This is a genomic window from Legionella qingyii, from assembly GCF_003184185.1.
The window spans coordinates 29,447-54,445 of the sequence record NZ_QHJG01000032.1 but is presented as its reverse complement, the minus strand read 5'-3'; positions in this window follow the sequence as shown (position 1 = coordinate 54,445).

Below are 24,999 nucleotides of genomic sequence, written 5' to 3'. Positions count from 1 at the left end.
TTTGTAGACCCTTAAGAGTATAGTTAGACAAGATAAGAATTTGAAACTACTTTAGCGGGACAGGACTTAGGAAACACGGCCTGTTAAAAAATCTTCTCTCAAAAAAGTTCCAGTTTGTTTTAGGTTAAACTCTCTAAATTTTTGTTAAATTAAAATTAAAACCTTAACCAATCGTTTAGAGATTCTACTAGATTTGGGTTAGCCTTTTTTGACAAAAACCCAGAAAAAACTAAGGAATAAAAAAATTCTCCTTAGCCAAATTATCAACGGAAGGTGAGTGGTTATGCTACCCGGGTCTGTTTGGGGTTCCGATTATTTTGGTCCTCAAAAAGATATGCGACTCCTAGTTATTAAGCACACAGAAGTTTAGCGGTAGGGAAACAAAAATTACGTCGTTTTTCACAAAGATAAAGGGTTGCCGCGTTTATTGTTCGCTACCGTAAGAACCCTAAGACCAAACAATGTTGTTAGTAGTTCAGAAGTGCTCTCAAAAACGATGGACGCTCTATTTCTCTAACTGGTTTGTGGACTTGCAAGTACGGTTTATGGACAACGACCATACCACGATTCACCGACTTATTGACTCGACTTCAAAATTTAAAGAAGAACGGGTGTGTTTATAGATACAATGGAAATTAGGCATTTATTTTTCCTTAGAAGAGACGATGTTCGGTTCTATATTCCCAAAACAAGCCCTTGAGAGATTGTGCAACTAGAAGCGAAAAGGGGTTATGGGTAAGCAAGCCAGATATCGATTTATCTGAAATACAAGAAATAATTTTTTATCTCGCATATAGGAAAATATCGCACTAAGTTATGAGCGGAATAGTGGTAAGTATCGGTGACGTTAAAGTGAATTTAATTGCGAAGCGTGGTGTTTATTCCGATTGTTGTAAACACGTTTTGTCAGATAAGCACTGAACACGGTTAGATTAGAGACCGAATTTTAGGATGAGTTGAGTGACTATATGCGGTATATACGAGGAAAAACCAGCTTCGACTCATATAATTTACGTAACATTTAGTCACTCAATAAAGACTAGAAAGAATAAATGTAAGCAAAAAACAGGTCGTGTTTCGGGCTTAGATCTCCAAAATTTAAAGAAGAACGGTTGTGTTAAATATAAGTAAAAACAGGTCGTGTTTGACATTAAAGTATAAAAAAAATTCGAGAATTATTAATGAATTCGGTTAATCACATTTAATACCTGTGTAGTACTGTTTATTTTCGTAATAAAATACCGATTAGTGCATTAACAACCGCGTCCAAATCCACCAAATATACTCCGTTTGGCAAATTATTTATTTCCCCATTTCGGACTCTTATATCAATAATATCTTTTTGCGGGCCTTTTAGTAATATGTTCTGGACCTGTAAACTTAGGATTATGTAAACTAAATCAGTGATCGTTGTGACCGTAGGTTTGCGGAGTAAGTGTTCGTTTAGTGTAGTTTCTTAATCTCGCGCACTACATACGAGTAAACGCAGTTAATTTACATGCTAAATAACTACTTCTTAAATAACCTAATGTTCGAGTTTGACTTCGAGTTGGGTTTCGTCATTATTGAGCATTCTCACTACGAAGAGTTCCACAAATAGGACGGCTAATACAAAAACTAACAAGCCCTGCTTTGCGCAGACATCGTGTTCGCCATTTACGAGTAGTCGTTAATTATTTGAGTCCTAATCAAAAACTTTGTTTTAGTAATTAACTATAATTAGGATAAGGTGTAGTAAATCATCCCGTGCAGAATTAGGGATTATTAAGAAAAAATTAAAGAAAACACAGTGCTCTTCCTCTCCGACATGGTGAAGTACAGGTTGCATCAAGTAACGTCTCCTTATAGCTTAATTCTCTTTCTAATTCTCGTAATCCCACCTGAATACTCCGTAAAGGATGTAAAATATAAGTGAGAGTTTCCAGATTTCTATTTCATACGGATATATACCTTCGTGGTGGATTAAATAGAGTTCTCGTCGTCGCTCTTACCTACGTCAACGACAACCTATAAATATCACTACCATACTATTTACTAATATGACTCAATTTCGGTAGTTCTTTTATACCTCAATTTGGATCCTAACATTCGAAGGTTTCATATGGAATACATAATTTATTTCAATAAGTACTTAGACTGTTGAATGGATGCCACTAACACCCGAAACTACGGCATTTTCCAAAACTAATAGCAGATCGAGTACCGCATTGGAGACCTTATCTCACGACACTTGCATACAACTCTGTATAATGTCAATGTCTACCGTCGTATGTTAGGTAACTGAGTCGACGATAACTTGCACTTTGTAAACGAATATAATTACTTGATGTATTTTTAGCCAATTGATCATCCAATTCGCAAGCCGTTTTTCGATATCTCTTACGAAAACTGATAAAATCACTTCAAATACTTTCACGTCGTCGGCGTTATGGAAAGAATCTGCGACGCTTTTTCGTTCTTATAGTTCGGCATCGACCGGTTGATCGTATGGTTCGTCATTGGTTAGTTAAAAGATTCCATCTTTGTTCTCTCGCTTGTCGTCAGCGATCGGAACTTCAAGAATTATTTACAGAGTCACAGAATTATTCCCGAGTATCACACTACGGTCGATTATTATGATGCCTCGTAGTACTACAATTATTATTTAATGATAGGTAATAATTATACTAACCGGTTCTTAATTCACGAAAATTATAACTTGTTCAAAAATGAGTCGAATTGTTACTTTCTTCTAATGCACGAGATAAACTTTTGTAACGTGGTTTAAAAGTTGCCAATCTGCCAGTAAAAAGCTGTTTAAACTAGAATTCGTTTTGTTTTCTTTATAATCTTGTTTAAGGAGTTGACGTTCGTGTCTTATTATCTGGCAGCCGAATACAAGTTTATGGCCAACTACTAAGAGAAAATAACAAAAATAATAACTTAAGACAAGGATTATAACCTCAATCTTGAGGTAACTCACGACCTTTAGATTCAAAAAAATTATGATTATTATTTAAACCTTATCCACTAAGTAGGGGAGAAGAGCCATCATTACTTAGTGGTAGGGGTGCTTTTGTTATTTTCGGACATTTTAAATCGCTCAATATATCAATATCCAAAAGAACAAAAAGAGAATATTCTAAGTCAACTATCCGAAGTTAAAAAAAACTTATCTTTAACTCGGATAACACCGCCAAATGTGAATCACATACCGGCTTAATAAATTAAAATTGTGAGCGGGCGACGAATTGAGTAATTTTAACAGGAGACGTTTTAGGGCTTAAACTTTTTATTGAGGAACATGAGTAGTAGGTAATGTCAGACTTATACTATTATCAGCTACAAAGTAGGGTTATCACATTAATGAATTAGTTGTACTTATTTCGGTACGGGTAGTAGTAATTTAAAAGTCACTCACTTTATTTAGAATTTCCATGCAATGACAGTGGAGGATGTGTCCGCGTAAATTCTAGTGCAAACAGCTATATTTGTCGAAATTTGTGTCTTTCTCGTGGATGTCAGGGTTATTTATTCCGTTGGCCTTACCTTTCGGTTAAGTTGCGCGGACTTTAGTAATTATAGGGACGATTTGGAAGTCGTTTACCCATTTATATCGACATTCCTTGGGTCGCAAATCGGTTTTCCAGTATCAAATTTTTGTACCAACTCTTCGAAAGCTATAAAACATCAAAATTATTTCGTTCCTGGCGGTACGATTTGCGTTATTTGGTTGGATATTGAACACCGCATTTGCCTAATGGTTTCGAGTACATTGATTGACGGTAACGGTAATTACGTCATTGATGCTTTTCACGTTACTGCCCCGCTATTGAAAAAAGAAAACTCAGAGAATAAAAAAAAGGTTTCATTACGGCATTTAGCAGTATTGGTGGATAAGCGAGTAGCAACTATTTTTAAACTCCACATCAAAAATGCAACACAAACAAAAATTTGCATAGCTGAACGAGTGCCCAACAATTGGATACTAGAAGATAGAGTATCGGAACTGCAGAATTATTTAGAGACCGAAATTCCGGTATTCCCGTTTATACTACGGGGTAGTGGTACGCTATGTTTTAGCGAAAAAATTAACTTAATAATAAGTAAAAGTAGGAGATGCTAATTACCAGATATTTATCATTATATCTCATGCATGGTATCATGACTCAGTTCATTACATATTTTGTTAGCCACTTAAACGATTTAATACACCCCAACCTCAACTTTGGTATGCGATAATAGTTGCGTGTCCTGACGAAGTACAGGGTAATGCATGGTTTCTTGAACCTCGGGGTTTTTATTTTGCAATACCACTATTACTATATTCAGCAAATTCCAAATAAGAAAATCGATTTTTTCGTCCGAAATGAGATTTTCTCTATTTTCTAAATAATCTCAAACTACGATTTTTACTAGCCCTTGTACATTCTCTATACCGACTTTCCGCATAACTTGTTGACTTAAATTTTTAACTACTCAATAGTCGCCGAGCATTGTGGGATAGTGAGAATCATCGTTTTACATCTCTATGGCCTAGGAGTGGAACAGGATAAGAATACTGAAAACTTTTTTCAATTCGACCTTTAATTGTTATGGCCTGTAATAAAGAATCTGCAACTTTCTGCTATCAGTAATCAATAATGGACGTCAATTTGGAACACTCGAGTTTAGTCACAGGTGATGGAGACACCACGTAAGCCTAAAATTCCATGAGTCTGAACTAAAATAAAGAAACTTAAAAAGATGTGGTTAACTTTAAAAAAGTGCGAAAAGAGCTAATAGATAAAGAAAACGTTATAGAAGATTAGGGTCTGGTCTAACTCAATGTTCCCTCCGATTTTTAAAATGTTTTTCAAGTTTTGGAAACTAATGAAAAACCCGCCTACTCACAGACAGAAGTAATTAAACACGATCTATAAGCCCTCATCTATTAAATCGACTACGGAGTTCAAAATAAAACATTATTAGTTAACCGCGCAATTAAAGCCATTAAGGAACGTCTAACTCAAATAATAGAGGTCGGACGTTCTGAAAACGTAAGTTTAAACGAAACAAATGATAGAAATTATATAAGCGACAGACTTGAAACAGTATATGGGGTAAAACTTTTAGGCATGAATTACAATGAAGAAACGGAGGAAAATAGACTGCGTGGTAGCATAAATAAAGACAGACTCCATACCCGAGCACTAGTGATTTAGGGGTGACAACCGTAAGAAAAAGATCGAGTCTTGAATTTACAACACGTATTAGAAGCACACCGAAAAACTTTGTGAGAAGCATATGTAAAGATTCGCAGGCTTCAACTAATTAAACTAAATTTATAAGTTATAAAAGAAAACAGAGAACTCTTTCTAGGCAAACACACCTAACATATAAATCGGGAACGGTGTCGGTTCGGTCACGTAGCCATATTTCAGCAAGTAAGAGTAAACTGCATTTAACTTTGAGCAAATTTTCCTCTAGCGTTATAAAAAATTAAAGAAATAGTAGTTCAAATTTCGCTCTTACTATTAGTTAGTCGAGAAAAAACTCTTTGCACTACATGTATAGGACTCAATGACAAAGCCTAAAGACTTCACGTATGACAACCCGTACGCGAACTCGTAATAATCTCTAACTAAAATCTTCGAAGTTATTACCTAGCGATAAGGGGAATGACTCAAGTTAATTGAGAAATCTGTATTTTATATGGGAAGGTGATGGGAGAATATTTATATCTAATTTTTAATTTAATCGTAATTCCGAATACGTACGAGGCTCACTGCTTAAGCGTACCTTGTTATCTTTAACTAAGCTTAGAATCCGACACTACCTAGTATTAGTTACGAGGGTTAGTGGAGAAGCCTTACTAAGAACAGATAAGTCTAGACCTTAATTTCTTTGATAAGTCGGTTTATTGTTTTTAATTAAATCTCGTAGATATGATTAAATACTAAAATTGTTAATTGATCCCTTCCTTGCATAGTACATATTTTTTTAGTATGTCTGACGACATAAATGCCAATGTAACCGTGAATCGGGTCATCATAACCGAGTAAGACCTCTAACACCTTTCCCAAAATTTTCGTACCAACTTAGTGATTTTGAACTACTGTCGGTTTTTCGATTTTAATTTGGATAAAATCTAGTTGAATTTTGTAACTACTTTTCACTAAAACTGGTTTACTTCCTAAATTCAGTCGTTTAGTTAGTCGTTCGTCTTAGTCGGTGGTACCTAGTTAGGTGTCATCTACCAAATTAACTATTTTTTTGATTTGAATAACCACTATACTACTTTCGGTTTTAGTGGCGTTTTTTAGTTTAAAAAAGACATGAATTTGGATTTGTTTTTAGTCTTGACGTTCTATTTTACTTTTTTTACCTTCTTTTTTACCTTTTTGTTAAACTTTTAACAGTATTTCTTATTTGATCTTACCCTTTGAAATTAAGTCCTTGTTCCAAGGTGACAAGGACTTAAGAATTATAGATATCCTATAATATATGTGGTTATAGTTATTACAGGAATGAGGAGAAACGACGACATAACTTAAAGGACCAACAATGGTTTGTTTTACCGTAAACTCTTAAATAAGCTATCGAGTTGTGCTAAATTAACGAAAAGTTGTCGGACAGCATTAAGGTGTAGTAGCTATATAGCTTCTTATTTGTCTGAAAATTATTAGGCAGGTTTGAGGAAATATCGTGTCATGTTACCTACAACAAATCTTATACTTGACTCTGCGAACTTGTCAACACTACGGCAACACCGAAATTCAAATTAACATTGGTAGTTTGCGTTTTACAGTAGGGTTACACAAAATTAATTTAGTCACAGTTATATCGCTACACCCTCATAAAATATAGGAAACCAAAGTATCCATAAAGACCTTATCCCACCTAAAGAACTCTGGAAATTAAGACCCACGTTTTATTTAGGGTTCGTACAAGTTATAGGGTTTTTAACGAAGTCTTATTGGTACACATAGTCACCTTACCTAACACGAGAACTAGCTTTCTAATACATTATTGGGTAGCCGCTGTATCAGACGAAGAGCTTCCCTATGGGACTTAAATGGGAGTGACCTTATCTCACGACGGACGAGAAAAAGTCTATTTTTCGACAGCCCGCGGAGAAAGCGGTGTAATGGACAAAATCGGACTATCACAAACTACCGGTGGTTTTACCGTCCTTATAGAACTAAAAGTCCATATAGTTTTCGTTATAACGCGTTTTATAGTCGGTGAGACAAGACATTAAATTCCCTATTTAGAAGGTCCTAGACTATTACCAAAACACGTAAGTAGAGTAGCTCACGAACAAAACATTTAAGTAGGTCGAAACCAAGTCCACCTATTAAAAGGATCAAGAACGAAGACTTAATAGAGCAGAACCTGCGAGATAATTTCTTTGTGAATTATGTTATCTTTACTAATGCGTTCTCTTCGTTCGTTCCAATTAAAATTAATTTGTTTTAGAACTAAATTTAGGTCGCCGATTTTTATTACATCGATTATTTCAAGATTAGTGGTAAAAAAGGTACGAACGACTTAATCTTTCTCTAAAATAAAGTCTCGCTTGTTTTCTCCCCGAGGCACGTGCGCACCGTTTTCCTTATTTCGACCCTTTTGGGTTTCCACAATAGGTTCGTAGCTACATACTATTTCTATTTCTATTTCTTTTCTAAGAGGTAGAAATAGTTAATCCTCATGGTTATGTTTTTTATTAGAGGCGTGTAGATCCAATACCTTTCATGAATAGAGAATTTAGAATATATTGATTCAATAGAGGATACTATTTTAATACTCGTTAAAATCACTCTTTATCCTAACTTATACAAATTAAGCAAGGTATATCTACCTCATTTTCGTAAACTACTTTTATTAATACCTTATCGATTTCTAAAAAAAGAAGTTCTTTAACTTTTTTTAGGTCTTCGTCGTCTTTCAATAAAAATAAACCCCTTTACAATAAAAAAAACACTACTTTTCGTGGTCCGATAAAGAGGAAATTTTTTTAAATAACTTAATTCTGTTTTATTAAGTCTACTTCATCGGTTACAAAGAATACGTAAGCTAAATAATCCGGTCACAATACTTCGCCTTTTGTTCCTACGACGACGTGATTCTACAATGCTTTGCCGTTGATTCTAAATAGGTAGACCTCGAAGACGGACCTTGTTGTACCCAAACAAAATATATTTTAGACGAGACGTAATAGAACTTTGTCTAGACCGTTTGTCGCTATTTGAAAAATTTCCACGCGACAAAAAATAGTTTTTTCGGAACCTTGATAGATCACTGTTGGGACATAAAAACGTTTGACATCGGTCAACCATACTTGTTATGTAGCTTCAAGAACCTTCTCGGCAACTTTTACTCCCCCGACATGTTTTTTTATATCGATCGTTAAAATCAATACGTTATGTTATAATGGCTTTTCGTAATAGTCATACAGTACTTGTTCTGAATCGTAATTCTTTATAATAAAATAGATTGGAATGTCTTACAAATCGCGTTATACCGGTAGTAAACATATTTTTATTTCTAATATTTTTACGTGTTCTTTGAATAAATCTTCGTTAGGTAGAACTAGGTCTTGTGGAATAACAGTAATTAGTTTAACCTTACAGTGAAAAATTTGTCCTAACAAAGGGACTCCGTTCTTTCATGAAAAGCAGGTAGAACCTTTTTTGTCTTCTATTTGTTCTTTAACGCCTACGAACCAATTTATAACGAACGTGAATATCTAATCTCTTTTTTACCCTCCTCCGACTTCTTCGAGAATCGGTTTGATTCTTTAAACGTGGACTCCTGAGTAGATAATGGCTCCTTCTTTACTTCGACTTACTTAGTTTTAACCGCTGTGAAGAAGATAGATGTGGAGTTTGTAATAAACCGTCGAGTTTAGGACTAAGAGTTCCACGACCTTCGTTTTGTCAAGTTCTTAGTTCAAAGGTTAAACTCAAATTGATTTTAAAAAAATTCGTATAAATCAAGTAACGGTCAAACCCGACCTATACGCCATTTTGGGCTTATACCAACCACACTTCAATTACTTCTGTATACTGGGTTACATTTTCGAAACTGCCATTAGGAATTTAAAATAAACCAAAAAGAGCAAACAAACATAGTAGTTCCGGTTTAACAAGGAGTAGTAATGTTGGATTTTGCATTTGGCTTGGTAGGAGAAAATCTCGGTAGCTTACTTCTAGAGTCGCGGGTTACTGGTAAAGTCGGTCTAATTCATTAATATATTTTCTCGAGAATGATATTCCTATCTCGAGAAAATAAGGATAACTAAGCAATACCCTAACGAAAATGGGTTTAAAACCTATAATCCTAACGAAAAAAGTCAGTCCAATAAATCGAACCCGTATAAAAAAAGTCGATAATATAACGGGAAACAGCGTAAAACTCGGTACCCAAGAAACCCATAATGTCAACTAAAACCTCAACACGAAAATCGAAGGACAAAACAAAAATTCGATCTTCAACAGAATGAACACTAGAATCATAAGAAAAAAAGTGAATGAAATAAATGACCACTACTTCGAAAAACTCGGCAACCGCGAGGAAAAAAACGTCCGCTTCTTCGAAAAAATTGTCTACTTCTTTGAAAAAACCGTCATCTGAATCGTCGCCGACTACGGAAAAATCACGAAACAAGGTACCAACGTCTTTGAAGTGAGTAGTAAAAAAATCACAAAACTAGATTTAATGCTCTCTGTAAATTGGTTACTGAAAGTTCTTATAATTTGTATAGAGCGTATATTAAATCTCAGTATACTGATAAAACGTATTTTTCAAGCTATAAAAAAAGTTTTATTAGGAGACCAGAAAAATACGAGCTATTTAGGTAACCGAAGTAATTTCTATTCAAAACGTAGTAAAATTGCAACTCGAGGTATTCAAAAAAGTAGCCTCGCAGTTTTAACAATTTTTTAAAAACTAGTTTTTTAAGTAAAAAGTAATCGTAGAGGAATACAACGTAACGTGTTAAGTTCTAATCAATATTAATTAACTAAACAGTTTATTTTAGCTGAGTCATGTAAATCATAAGTTTTTGTAGTAAAATATCACGGAGTAATAGTAGTTTATGGTCACGTCTTTGCGAAAGAAATTTTAATTGGAGACGAAAATATTCTAAATATAACTAAGAATTGACTATTTTTATAAAATTGTTTATCTAAAAAATATTTTTTCGTTACCATGTTGAATACAAAAAAGCCCATCCTACTTATCCCAAAAGTAACATTAAAATAAGTTCCTCTCATAACACCCGTGTGAATGACAACTACCTTACTGGCGACAACTTTTTAGTTTTTTTCTTGCACGCCTTCGAAATTTTAGTAATTGAAGTTCTGGCATGTTGAATTTACTGCTACTTGTCGTTTGTCGTGAATCTTTTATGTAATTACTGAAACTCATATTACGCTTAGATTACATAGAAAAGGTTCCTTACTCATGGCCCGATTGTCGAACCCCTCCTAGAACCGAACGTCCAAAAGAAAACGGTTAAGGACTCAAACGTTTAATGAAAGATTCGTACAAAGAAATGACACCACGACGACCGATATAAGAGGTTTTAAAATCAGAAAGGCTAAAAGTATCGGTTGAACTACTTTACTTTTGGTAAATATTGACCACAAACTTCTTTTTAGTCCGACTTATACTACCTTACCTATTATGTTCGTATGAGAGATTAGGACTGTAAGTTGCGTACTAATTTAATTACCGAGGCAACACAAGATGACTCAAATACAACCAAACCTTTTTTCATTGACGTTGACTTCTTTGGTTTTGGAGATAAACCTCATCAAAGATGTTACGAATAAGAGAAAAAAGTAGCAGATTTGGGCTGCAGCTAGAGTTAGCAGAAGTTCTAAATTTTCGCTCACATCTCGCTGCGCTTGAACTACATCCACATATATTTCCACATCTCCCTCGTTAAGCAATAAAGCGTTGACTACAAGTAAAGTCTCTTGAAAATTACCGCTTTCATTTTGTTGGACAGCTAGTCTATTCTCTGTACAACGGAAGCCATGAGTGAAAACCTGTGAGATTTAGCCTTATTTCTTTTATACAAACAATGGGCCTATGACTTTTCATTAGGCCCAAGCGAGTAAAGTTAATTTGGAGTTTCAATTTATAATTGAAGCGTTTTTACACCCAATCGAGTATGGCTTGTTTGTGTACCACCCCAACAAATACCCCATACACCGTTAGTGCGAAAAAGGTATTAGTTAACTATTTAAACTAAAAAAATTACTACGGGCGCTTTAAGAGATGAATTAACTAGGATGAGCAATTAATGTTCTCTTTTTGATGACATAAACTTAATAATATCTCGACGGTACTGAGACGATTACCTGATATGTTTAACTTCGTTAAAGAATGAGATAGGCATATTGTAGAAGCTTACCAAAGGTGACCTATACTCACAGGTGGATGAAATTATGTAAGAAATTGGTATTTTTTTATTTATCAGATTTGAATTATTATATAATCTTGCGAGATGCTTATTATATTAGTTTTACCTTTTTACGCAGTCTTATATTATCGCAATTGGCCATAGTCTCCTAAACGACGGAATACCCAAAATGACGTGGTACGAAATAGAAGTATAGGTAAAGATAGCTTAGTATATAAATATTTATTGAAATAGGTGTTCCCAACCGATCCACAACTGAATAAGAAATAAGAGTCACCAAAATAATATAGAATACAAGTAGTTCTACTTAAATTTTGAAAAGTAGAAATGTCTAAATTTTTAAAGGACAATAATGCAGAGAGTTCTTAAATAGGATGTGTAGAATGTTGCGAGAATAGAAATTATGGATATCAAACACCAAGTGCTAAAAATAAAGTTATGGTAAGTGGAAAGCTAGTTAAAAGTAACAGTTTCAAGAAGATATCAAAGAAAAATAATTTACCTACCCCTAAATTACGCTCACTACCAACCTTATATGGGAGTACCAGACACTCAAGGCTTACCAAACGGATAAATACAAAAGGAAAATATCGGAAGAAAGAACCATTTAATTTTAGACGTTTTAGCGTAAATCAAGAATAGCGTACACAAATAAACCAGGAGAAAATAAATCGGTAGTAAAATTTACTACGATTAGTTAAGTACGAAAGTACCTTGAACTGAGAATAATCTCAATCAAGTCTCAAAAATCATCCAACGACAAATAAATTATAATTAGCCGTTAGTCGGGGTAGAATATGTCGTCTAATATACCAAGATTAAAGTAAATAAAGATACCATTATGAAACATAAAATAGCTAACGGAGGTAGAAACTACCTCACTAATATTAATACAAATGAAAAGAACAAATACCAAATTCATTTTGTCCTGGTTATTGTTGTTTCGAGAAGCGGTTGGCGTGTTACAATATAGAACCGTTCTAAAGAATAAGATAAATAGACTGCGTAATATATTAAAATTACTAAAAGTTAGTTTATTGGTTTTTGTATTAACCCGTCGGTCCGAATTAAGAAGTTCATTGAGAAAAAAACAGAATATAACGAGATTGTTATTATAAACGAGTAGATGAAATGTTAAATTAACTTCTTGGGTATTCTAGGCGCCGTTTTTCTTTTGACGTTTTTATCTTCTGATTAGTTTTATAACAGTGGACAAAACTAGGTTAACTCTTTTGATCTAATATCCAAAATTTTTGACTCATCAAAATTTTCCAAATCACTAGATATAAGACAGATTTTTTACAAATAATAAATTACATAACAAAACGACATAGTAACTTAATATTTAATTAACGTGAAATGAGGTACCTTGTACTATTTTAAAAACGCCATTTTGACGAAGAATTTATCTTAGGTGCTCCATTACAAAATTAAAATAAAGGTATCTATAGTATTGGCATTGTATTACTAAACGGTAACCGACGGAATCCAGAGTGGACGTTTATGAGTGGACTGAAACGTAGCTCACAGAGTTCTACAGGCGATGACTAAACTTTACTATCTATTAAGGTTAGAAGACGATTTTATGCGAGGAGACAAAGTAGCCCACTGGTATTTTTTGGGACGGGTTAAGAAGAGACACTTATTCCTTATAGGCATAGGGGAAGATGACCTTGGGTATTTTAAGCAGAATTAAAACGTATCGTAACTCTACTGAAGGTAACGACAACCACTTACCATTCGTTACCTTATCTTCATTATTTACAGCTAAGACATCCAGAAGGCCTAAATAAATCTCCGTTACAAAAATTGAGATGTGGATTTCGGACTTTTAGCCCATTACTAAATAAGACTCGTAGTCACGGGTTCCGGTTGAGTTAGCGAACGGGTTGGGTTGGAAAAGCAACTAATCCTACTCGTCCCTATTTATCGGGATTTGAGTTGGGATTAACCCGTTTTGAATCCGGGCGTTATGTTAACGTTGCGAGTTCGTTAAGTTGAAGTCAAAAGCCACCAGACAAAAAACCATCACTCCAGTGATACAGGAAGAAATTAGAGCTATCGCTCACCAAGTTAACCTCCAGATTATAACCGCCGAAACTTGACTCAGTATTATCGCTTGTTATGAAATCTAGCATGGAGTTTTGCCCACACTTAAACTTGTAATTACTTTATAGCTCGAAGTTTAAGTTCATTACGAAGTAGTTAAAAGAATTCTTTTTGAACTCGACCTCCTAGAGGTTGTTAAAGACCTCATCATCGGTCCTGTAGAACATAGTCAACAACCTAGTAGTGACCTAGTAGTCTCGCTGATTGAAAATAGCCTTATTGACAAGACTGTTACGGCAGAACCACACAGGTCAATCATTTACCAAACAATTTGCAAAGACGCAATCCCTAGTCTTGAAGGTATAACAGGGTCCTCGTTTGAGAGTATCTTGCTTACGGTTATACCCGTTGTGCAGGAAGTACGAGTGGTTATCAATGGTTTAGGGGGAGTGCGTGTCCAGAAAGTTGTTCGTTGTATTCTGGCGGATGTTGTAATGAACGTTTTAGTGCATTCGGTTTAGGGTATGGGTGCCGTTCTGGTGGTTATTAGTAACTGTATGGTGATTTTAGTTTAGGTTCATGTACCTCCCTTTGTTTTGGTGGATTCTCTTATTGTCGCATGACTCATTTTTGACTTTCTGATAATGCATAAGGACGTAGAAACCGTAAAAATATGTTGGTTGCTATTGTTTTAAGCGCGCAGGTAAAACTCCGGGTTTGTGTTTGACGTTCATCTTATTTTTTAAGATATCACGAACATTGTCATTGCACCTAAGGACCCTATAAATGTTATCATATAACTCGTTTAAATGGATTTAACTAGTATTGATTACTTAGCCTTAAGGTTGGTTTATTAACCTTATCTTGTACTTACGAGCGATTATCATTATTTTATGCATTTTATAACAGATTTCCGAAATTTTTCTGAAGATGGGTATCGGTAGGTAATGCATTACTTCTTTAGTAGTTGAGTCTTTTGTTAAGCTCGCGTAGCTTGTTGTTTGGAGACCGTTATTATATAGGATGATTATGTTCATTACGTATTCGGTTTATAACTGAGTCTGAGGTACGATTCGGCTATTTAGGATTATTAGGATAATGCGGGCATCAATTATTACATTACCCATGATTTTATTGATTATTTCTTTATCGTAATGATTGTATAGCAAAAACTGAGAATTTGTTACCCGCGTTTTCTATTCCTTATTGTAGAAATGAAAAGGTACATTGGTCTCTATGCCAATTTTATTTCTCGTATTTATTCGCTAATTTATACAGAACTTCTTCATAGCTATTCCCATTATTTACCGGTTATCAGTAATTTCGCCACCAGGTGGGCGGCTTATCATTATCGGTAAAATATGCCATTATCTCAAACTGTAGGAATGGACTACTCAGTCACTAAGCAAGATTATTGTGATTCGCACGATAATTCTAATTATAAAATTTTCACTTGGTATGACGTTAATTAACTTTATTATTAACCATTAACCTTTTTCTTTATACGCAATACATTTCATTACTGGTCTCGTACCTTTGTTACGTTTTTATGCCATATAAAGAAACATAATCTTGATTTTGTGGTAGTATATCCATTGGACAATTTGCCCTAGCGAGAAATAGAGAGGCTTAGTAGAAATTCTATGCCGAATAGTATTTCTTTTTTGGATACCAGTCGTGTTTAGGTGGGGTGTTTTCTTGGTACCTATTTCATGAATTGGTGTTTATCGATAGTATTTGAAAATTCGAGTTACAAGAATCCATAAATATTTTATCAGGTCCTTAACGAGGATAAAAAAATTCTTATTAACCGGTCGACGATTTTGATATTAACCGTTCTCAAACAGCACTTCTGTACTCACAAAACTCGACTCAAACTATTAGTCTATTCAAGAATTTATTTTCAACAAAAACATGTAAGCGGAGAAATTCGACGACGCGATTTAATCTAACGTTCCTTGAATAGCTAAAGAAATTGCAACCGCGCCGTTGTTCAAAACAAAGGAATAGGTCTTTTAAAAGATACACAACATAACAAAAAAGTTAGAAACGCATAACTAAATTACGCAGGAATATTTAGAGTCATTATTCAACATTTAAAAAACATAGACCTAAGAATTCCATCTGGTACAGACGAAATTGGTGTCGGAAAACATATAAATTTCGTAAATTTACTAAAACTTAACGACGTTATAAAACTAACAATTAGTTATTGTAACGAAGCATTAGACGAAGATTTTCAAAACAACTACTGAATCTTGCGAATAGACTTACTAATAAGTCCAACGAAAGTATTTCATGTGAATTCGCAAATAACTCAACGAGAAAATCGCTGAACTAAACATGATCAAAAACAAGTTCATGTTTCAAACTTACGGTGCTAAGGTTTACAAAATAGAGTAGTAGATCTCTTCTAACTATAAGAAAACGTTCAAAATTTAAAAGTCATTATTCGAGCCAACAAACGAACAATTATAACTAATTTAAAAGTTGAAAGAGATGTGCAAGCCCTTACCTCCATAAGAGAAATAGCTCTCCGTAGACGACTTCGACGAAATTTGCGACTAACTCTAACAAAACGAGAAATAAAACTACAAGCTCCTTTGAAAGATTTGAAAGTTAAAATTGTGCTCAGTATCTCGCATAACGGCTGTGGACAAAGTAAAACCGCAGTTTAAGAAAAAGTGAGAACTCGACATAGCCAAAAAAACGTAGGACCTAACGCCAATAATTCACCTAAAAAAGGACTCAATTCATAAGTCTTTTTCATTGGACGAAAAAATGACTACGTCAACGTCGTTTCCTTTGTCTTGTTTGATTTTTTTTATTTTTCGGGGTTATACATGCTAAATTGTAATTACTCAAGTTAAAAGGTTTCTTTTATAATCAAACTGCTCGTGTCCCTGGATGGGAGTTTAATCGAAAATGTGGTTAATCTCTCAACTAGGGTCTAAAGCGTCCCTATTAGTGAAAAAAATGCTCTAACCGATTTATACATGGTTTAAATGATAAATCAGACACATCAGCCTCGTTCAGAATAAGGGTTAAGTAAATTAACACGCAATGGGCATCCACTACCGCGTGAGCAATTTTCCGTGCTACGACAAACACAAAATCCTTTTCGTTATTGTAGAGATTAACTACATCTCAGACATTCGTTGTATCGATCCGCTAGCTATGGTTCTCGTTATGGTGGTACACCGCCGCGTGGTATAACGTTCCGTAGGTCATTTTTCGGTTTGAAAAGGACTCGAAGAACAAGTAATTAAGGTTCGTTAAGTTTTTGACGAAAAACATTTAGGCTAACTACTTATGCATACCTAGGAGGTGGCTAAAGTATTGGTAACTAATGATATAGTATTCGAAAACGATTACACAAACAACCTAATCGAGCATTCAAGAGCCCACTATCTAGGAATCCGCTTCATTTACCTACTACGTAGCGTAAATTAAATAACAAGAGTATTAGAGAAAGTTTGTAACCGGTTAGTTGTTGGGTATTATTGAGGGTGGGAAGGAACTCATCAAAAGATAGTACGGGATCGAAATAAGAATCACGGGGGTATCTAAGTAACTGCTATACTAAAAATAGTCTCGGTTTCTTTTACTGTAGTGGACAAAATCGGAGACACGCAACGTTTTAACGAACATGACGAAGCAGTCTCTCTTTGAAATCTTATCCACTAACGTTAGGACGGTAAGGGAGCAGTTCTAATAAATGGAATTACATTCGTTCTGGGAAACGTGGTATTTATGGATGTTTTGCTGGTATTAGTAGCTCTAGAAAAGATGATTCTAGCGTAGGCGGTCCATTAGCATTTCGTTAGTGAGCACTAAGATTTAGTAAACGACGTCATCTTTTATGAAATTTTAGTGTGAGGAAATGATTTAGGCGTTGTAGTTAGTTGAGATTTCCTAATGCATTTAGTCCAAATAGTGACGGTTTCGCAGCGTAACGAAGACGTATTCCGTAAGACGCATTGAAAAGCCCTTCAAGATGTAATTCTTAAAAAAATTTATGCCAAAAATTGTTAGGAAGTTATTCTAAATTTTACGAAAGAAGTAGTTATTTTCTGTAAAGTTATAGTTCGACTCATTTAAGTCCGACAGATAGTCGTGCATTTAGGAGTAGTGCTTTTGTTGCGTGTTAGACCATTATAAATAGTTTGGGGCTTTAGTAATTATCAACGAATTTTTCGACACCACTAACTCCATTCCGTATTTTACTAGGACCTACATGAGATCTTCCTTGATTTATTAGGGATCGGGGAAGACCTCAACGAAAACATTCGTAACCGCAAAGATATAGTTCCTTTGGTATGACTAGCTCTATTAAAGCTTATGTCGACAAATTGACTACTGCATAGCATTCAAATACAAAGTAACTACCTGCTGCGTTTAGTTATATCGCTATGAATATTGCATTTAGAAGCAAGTGCTGGACCTTTAGTAGTCCATTTTTACCACCACAGCCACTAACTAATTCTTAGAGTTCGAAACACGGTTCCTGAAGATGACATGGACACCGGTAACGAAGTAATTAGTAAGGAAGACCAGAAAAAGCATGTTAGGGGCAATGAGACTGTTGTTTAAGTCTTGCATTAAAAAGACGTAGTCTTTTTCTATAAAATAAAAGGCCAAGTATCTGATGAACGTTATTTGGACTCGATAGGGCTTGTAGTTCTTTATAGTGTGGTGGTACTAGAGCTGCTACTACGTGGGTTGGTGTATGTTGTTGGAGAAATGGATTTGAACTGAGTAGCTGCGGGTTTGTCATCACACATGCGTATATTTTGGCGGATATATTTAAAAATGTTTAACAAACGATTACGTCGGAGACTACGACCGCCGTAATGAGGATTTCTTTAATATTTAAAATCACGGAGTAGTTATGAGTATAGATTGAGTTAATGTAGTGAAGACCCTTAGTAGTATTCTTTTGGACTTCACCCCAACCCTCATCAACCATATTTATGTCTCTAGTAAAGTAGAAAACAAAATAATAAATAACGTCATAAAGGACGCGGACAAACTTTCCGCTATGAGGTATTAGGAAATGCACCCATAAGTTAATTGTGATGAAATGCTTTCCGAAGTGACAAACATCTATTATGACGTAATTAATGAACAAAATGACAAAATATTTAACTGGCCTGGTTTCCATAGAACTATTCTTACCTGAGAGGGGTGAGGTGATTCGCAACAGGTTTTATTAAACACCGTTAATGAGGACATTGGTCATTTTAGTGTTCGCTGTCCTATTGGGGGTTTGGGCCTTATATTACAGGTTAATCAACGAGTCCAACTATACGGAATCCTTAATTTCGTTGGCACAACAGCTCATTCAGTTATTATTTCGCGTTATGCGGATACCAATAATCATACCCATCGGTATGATGGTTAGGTCGCTCATTTATCGAAGAATTACTGTAACAAAAGTGAAAAATAGTGGTAGAACTCAAAAAAATCTACTTCTTCATAGAAAACTAAAGAGACACCTTGGACCCCGCAGTAAGAATCATCACCGAAGGACACCAAATGACGAAAATAAAAATTTTAGTCATCGTATGGTTGGCCATGGGAATTCAACTTTCGGACGTCGACTTTATTCGAATTAATGACATAGAAATATTGTATGTCCTGTGACGAATTGACCGAGTAGTGACTAAAAAACGTAGTTTAGTTTTACTACTAATGTTGAACATGTAACCATAAGTATTTAACCGTAGCTTTTGCTGAGGTAATTGAAGTCTGTCAAATTAGATTGGACAATAATATTGGTTGAGGGTTTCCTACTTGTTATACATCTAGGATACGATCTCGTTCGTTTCAGTGACCTTTGGCAGACTATTAACAAATTTAAAATTTTTTATAAAAAGCAGCTATATTTTTTCGTCGTTGATTTTTTAAATTCTTTTCTTTCTCATTCCGCATTTTATCGGGGCGTAAAAGACCTGCTTTTGCAGGTTTATTTATTAGACTTTAACGGTGAGAATTTTACAGAACACTGGGTAATCCGTCCCATTTTTGTTTGTACCTAACTTAAAAGTCATTTTGTTGTACTTTTTATTTTTATTTATTACGTAAGTACGGTTTTTAGAATTTTCCGTTACTGGTAAAATATATTGGATTATGTAGTTATTATTTTTTTGTGTTTGGTTTTTGTTATTCACTTTTTGGCGATGAGGTATTTTGTTTACTCGAACAGGTATTTAAAAATAATTATCCTTGCATTATTGAGGTATAGGTTCGATTATTGTCCCTATTATACGGGTAGTTTTAGTAGTAGTATGAAAAGAAAACGAATAACTACCGCCAGTCGTTTTTCACAGGTCGATTTTGAGGTCTATCTCAGCACCGTTAGCGGCCCTATCATGAATCTTCGGGGAGACCTAGTTTGCAAAAGCTATTATTTACACGCCCCCTTTTATAATATCATAGTTACTTCGGACGGGTCAAAGAACAGTATGAATTGACTAGGTACGGTCCTTGTCCCTATCCTTAAACTCAGTCTTTTATGGTTATTGAATATTCTTACGGTGTTTTTTATTTTTAAACTCAAGATTGACTACATAATTCTATCTCTTCTCGCGTCTGATTCATTGTTTACCGCTACGCAACGTTTTATGGTATTTGTGCGTGCCAACGATTTAGTTTTACACTACCTTTTCGTAATTCTTTGTATGGTTTATTTTTATCTTCTTCGCATGCCCATTGTTACGAAGCTATTTCGTTACGTAATGAGAGGTGAAAATACACAGAAAATTCTGATTATTGCCATCATTAAGGGTGATATTTATTTTTACGTCCCTTGTGGTTTAGTCGATTTCACGTAGGTAAGGTAAGTCGCACGAGATCATACCCCATACTTTAAGCACAAGGGACCGACAACTGATTTTGGTAATTACGGTATCATTCTGGTGCTTTTTGTAGATTTCTATTTTATGCTGACCGAAGCCAACTTAATGACGAGTATCTTATTCAAGTAAAGCTTTTACTAGTACTATTGTCGTATGATTCAGCAGAAGTTTGGCGCATGTCCTTGTAGGTACACCATATGTATTACAAACTATTAAACAAGCCGAACAAGTGTCCAATTTCCAAACGACTAACGGGGGAGGTATTTTATTACGACCGTTAGCATAAAATGATGTAGACGAAGTTTTGGTCAATTCCGTTAATATCCATGTACTACAACACATAAGAAAAGAAAAACTGCATTAACAAAACGTTGCTGTATCGGTCTTCTTAGAAGATTAGGTTACAGGTAATCGTGATTTAGTATAAAAGGTCCAACTTTATTAAAATAACGTGATAGTCGTCTTAGTCGATATAGTTGGACTGTTACGTTACGTCAATCATCACGAAAAAGTTGCAAAACACGTTATTGTAATAGAAGATGGTACTCGTGTCATCCGTTTATTGGAAGAAAATTATTTCCAACTCAGAAAACTAACAGAAGAACATTTTGCAATCATACAAAAAGTTCAAGAAACGAATTTCATTATAGCAAATTTTAGTGCTCGTTAGGTTAATGAAAAAATAACGCTAATGCGTAATTATATGCACTACTATCCTTCATTTTTCAGAATGGGCTTAACAAAAGTTAGCGAAAAAGGAGGTGCAATACGACTCCTTGTGGGCTTTTATAGTGAAAGTATAGAAGATCAAAATTAAGAAGATAAGCAAGGAATAGGGTTACTCGTTTAAGAAGGTAAAAAACTATTCCTCACGGAAACTTTAGAAACTCACATAACTCAGGGTCGTCAAACTGTTTTAACAATAACGTAGGGAAATCTAATGTAAGTCATAGTTGGGTTATTTGTTATAACCCGTAACTTAACTATTAAAGGTACATTATGAGTACATAGCTTAACTCTAGAAGAAGTCAGGATAAAAATCGCACCCTACTGTACGTTTACGAGGTTCTTAAATATTAAAACGTACATTTAATATCATGTCTAATTAATAAAACTAAAAACTTAAACTCCAGATGTCTCAGAATAAGCGATGTTTCTAACTAAATTTTTTTAGTTAGGAGCATTTTATCAAATATGATTGAATAATCGGTAAGTTAGACAACAAAATTTAGTTAACTTTAGAGACTTTCGAGGAGTTCTAGTATTAGATCTATTCCCAAGAGTTAACTTGATAATAAACGGACTACTACGTACTAAAAAAATAGTGCAAGAACTACATTGGTATTTTAAACACCAAATTTATTTACGTTTTAGGGAAGTTGGGTCGCTAGGTCGTGAACGGTCATTCCTAGTAGTAAATTTCAGTAAAATATCACAAATTCATTCGCACGTGATATAAGGCGTAATATGGTTTAAAGACTTCATTGGGTGGCTAATTGACACTTGTTCGCATAACCAACGGGGTCAACTAAGTACGGTTAACGATAATTTACCCAGTATCCCAATAGCTATATAAACAGGGTTAGACGGTTTCCCCGACCAAACTATGAAAACCCATATACAAACATTGCATTTTTTGTTACTTTTACAGGTACGAGACATGAAAGTATTAAAAGAGATACCGTTACTATTTTTATAACTCGTGGTCAAAATACTAGTTACGCCAGAGGCGCTCCTATTACCGAGTAAGCAAGTTTTGCAGCAAAGGAAACATTCCATATTACGTCTTACGAAAATGGAAAAAAACGGCAGTAATAAACAACCCGAAGATTTTAAACAAACCGCATAAAGTTTATTTATAAAAATACGGTTAACGATTCAACTCCATTACATTTAAGTCTTACTCATTAGTATAAAGAAATGAAGTATATCCTTCTTTTTTTCTTCTCCATCATTTTTGATGGAGAATTATTTTGGTTTTGATGTCTAATCGATGGTCTCGTTGGCGGCGTCGGAAACGTTGGCAATGTTGGGAACGTCGGAAACGTTGGAAATGTCGGAAACGTTGGTAATGTCGGAAACGTTCACGATCATCATCATCTTCGTAGTAGACGTATTCGTTGTCTATGATGTCCTCGACGATTATGTCAATTATTTCGTCGCTGTCGATAACAACTAAAAAAGTATTAAAATGAAGGAACTATCAATTACTAAAAATTGGGTAAATCTATAATCGTTTCTTTTAACTTAAAAAGAAGAAAAAAAAATTTTTCAATAGTAAGGTACGGTAAAAATAGTGCCGGCGGTTGGAGATTCATAGTTTTAATCCTGTCAAGTAAAAAACTTTGGGCGTTTTTCTTAAATAGGTCGTAAAATTGCGAATTTTAGGTAAAATTTTTTTAGTATTCTACTCGACCCTTGCAATGACCTATAAACCGTAATCCAGAAAATCTAAGTTACCGTACTTAGTTAAACAATTAGTGACGTAGCCAAAAAGCTCATTTTTATCTAAGCCTAAAGAAAACGAATTTTCTCCAGTCGTAGGCAAGTATGACAAACGACTTTTTCGATACAACGTATAGTTACAATAAATTACTTAATAGATGTGTTAATCGGGCTTTGACTGAAAGATATCCTGGACCAAGATAGCAATAGTGTAGTTGTGGTCTTCTAAAGTTAAGGTTAGAATCACATAGCGAATATGGAAGATGACGTATGAACCTACGTAATATTCGTGGCGCTTTTCCGTATGACTAATACGGATTTTAGCTTGAATATAACTATTATGCTGGTATAGGGACAAATGCGTACTGCCCTTATCGAGCTAATCACTCAAGTTCGTCAGGCTTTTGCAAGCAAAGTTTAACTCGCGCATTCTGTAGCGCACATTATAGAAGGTTTCGGGGACGGACCGGTATAGGCCGCAATAATTAGTTTTGTAGGTTCGCGGGAAGACAAAATTGGTTGTGAAGCCGCTTACGTAAAACTTAACTTCTACTTAGGCTTTGTAGGTCAACTTGCCGAAGATGAGGGGATAGATTATTAAAAACCTGTAGAAGGTAAAAAGATGTACTTGGTTATTGGGATACGGGAGAAAAGAAGTCTGATTTTTGTCGTAGTTTCGGTTAAGGTGACCTTGTAGGTCATTAATCTTAATAGAAAAGGAAGTATTTAGCATAGGTTTTCAATGGGTCTTTTTAGTAAATATTAGATATTAAGGATTACATTGTTGTATTATACCTCAACGTTGTACCTTTTCCATTCGTAAGTTTCGATGTTCTAAAAAGCCGAGGAATAAGACAGAAAATGTTATGAGCGTCCAAAGAATATGTCGTTAAATCGATTCCGTCTTTGCTGTAGAAGTTTTGACAGTATGGTTGTCGAACGAATAAAGCAACCTATAGTAAGGCCGCTGATAATACCTGGTAGAGGTATAATACCTGGCGGAGGTATGTTAGTGGTGGCAGTGGTATCTTCTAAAATAACCTGTCTAACCTCTATGTATCCCGTACCGACATCGGTTTCGACGGAGTAACTGGCGACCTTACCTCTATATTAAGCAACGTTTTCTTCAACGGTAATTTATTGAGCGCGAATAAGAACTCGCTTACACAATACGCTTAATTAAGAATCCGTTTTATTAGTTGGTTTGGAAATTAATGGGAGAACCAGAAATTCCCCCATTGTGGGTGAAGAAGAAGCACTCAGTTTACACGGACTAATGGTAATAAGACAACACTTTTAACTGCACTTGGCCATAGTCTTAGTTAAACGTGAAGACTATTTAAATTCGGGACAAGTCGGTAGTAACGGACATCAAATCCATTGCTGACTAGTTATTAAAGAGCCTGTACTACTAATACACAGCAATATAACTGACTTCGATGTAGCAAATAATGAAATTATAACTAAAGGTTGCCTGGATTCAGAAGTCCTAAATAAAATTAATGGCGCGGAAATTAAAGAACGACCGGTTCGGTCCATTATACAAGACTTTTAACCAAACTGGTAAGTCCTAATAGATAAACTTGACCATATCACTCTCTAACTCCTTAACATAGCTTTCATGCTCGTCTTGAAAGGTATCCGCATCATGCATTGAGTAAACGGTTATGTAATTGGTAATTACCATTAAATTAGAGTAGTTATGCAAGTGACTCTCCGCGTCCAAAACCGACTCAACCGTTGCAACAGAGGAAAACTAAAAGATAATGTGGACAATACCGAACGTTATTTCGGAGGACGAGGAGGAGTAAAAAAGGAAGAAACGAGAGGGTCCTTAAGTGAAATCCTCGGTTACCACTAAAGTATGCACAAAGTGCACTACTCCCTTATGTGAGACCGAGAAGTCACACAAGTCGTCTGACTCGTCCTAGGCTACTTTGTGAAAAATATTAAGCCATTCTTAGCCTTAACTTTTATTATAGAAGTAAAACATTGTTTAATAAAAGTAGAAATAAAAGTTAATTTCGTCCAAGTAGATTAACGACGTGAAGAACTCAATTTCATAAAAGCAAGTATAAAACTCGAAAAACTCAAACGTATACTTAACCTCAAACATTAGGTAAATTAACCTGGCAAGATTTATCTGAGCCAAGAAGGTAAACAGAACATCAACATAAAGATAGGAATTAATTTAACATAAAAACAAATCTCAAATAGACTAAATGAAGTTGAAGAACAAAATTAAGTCAA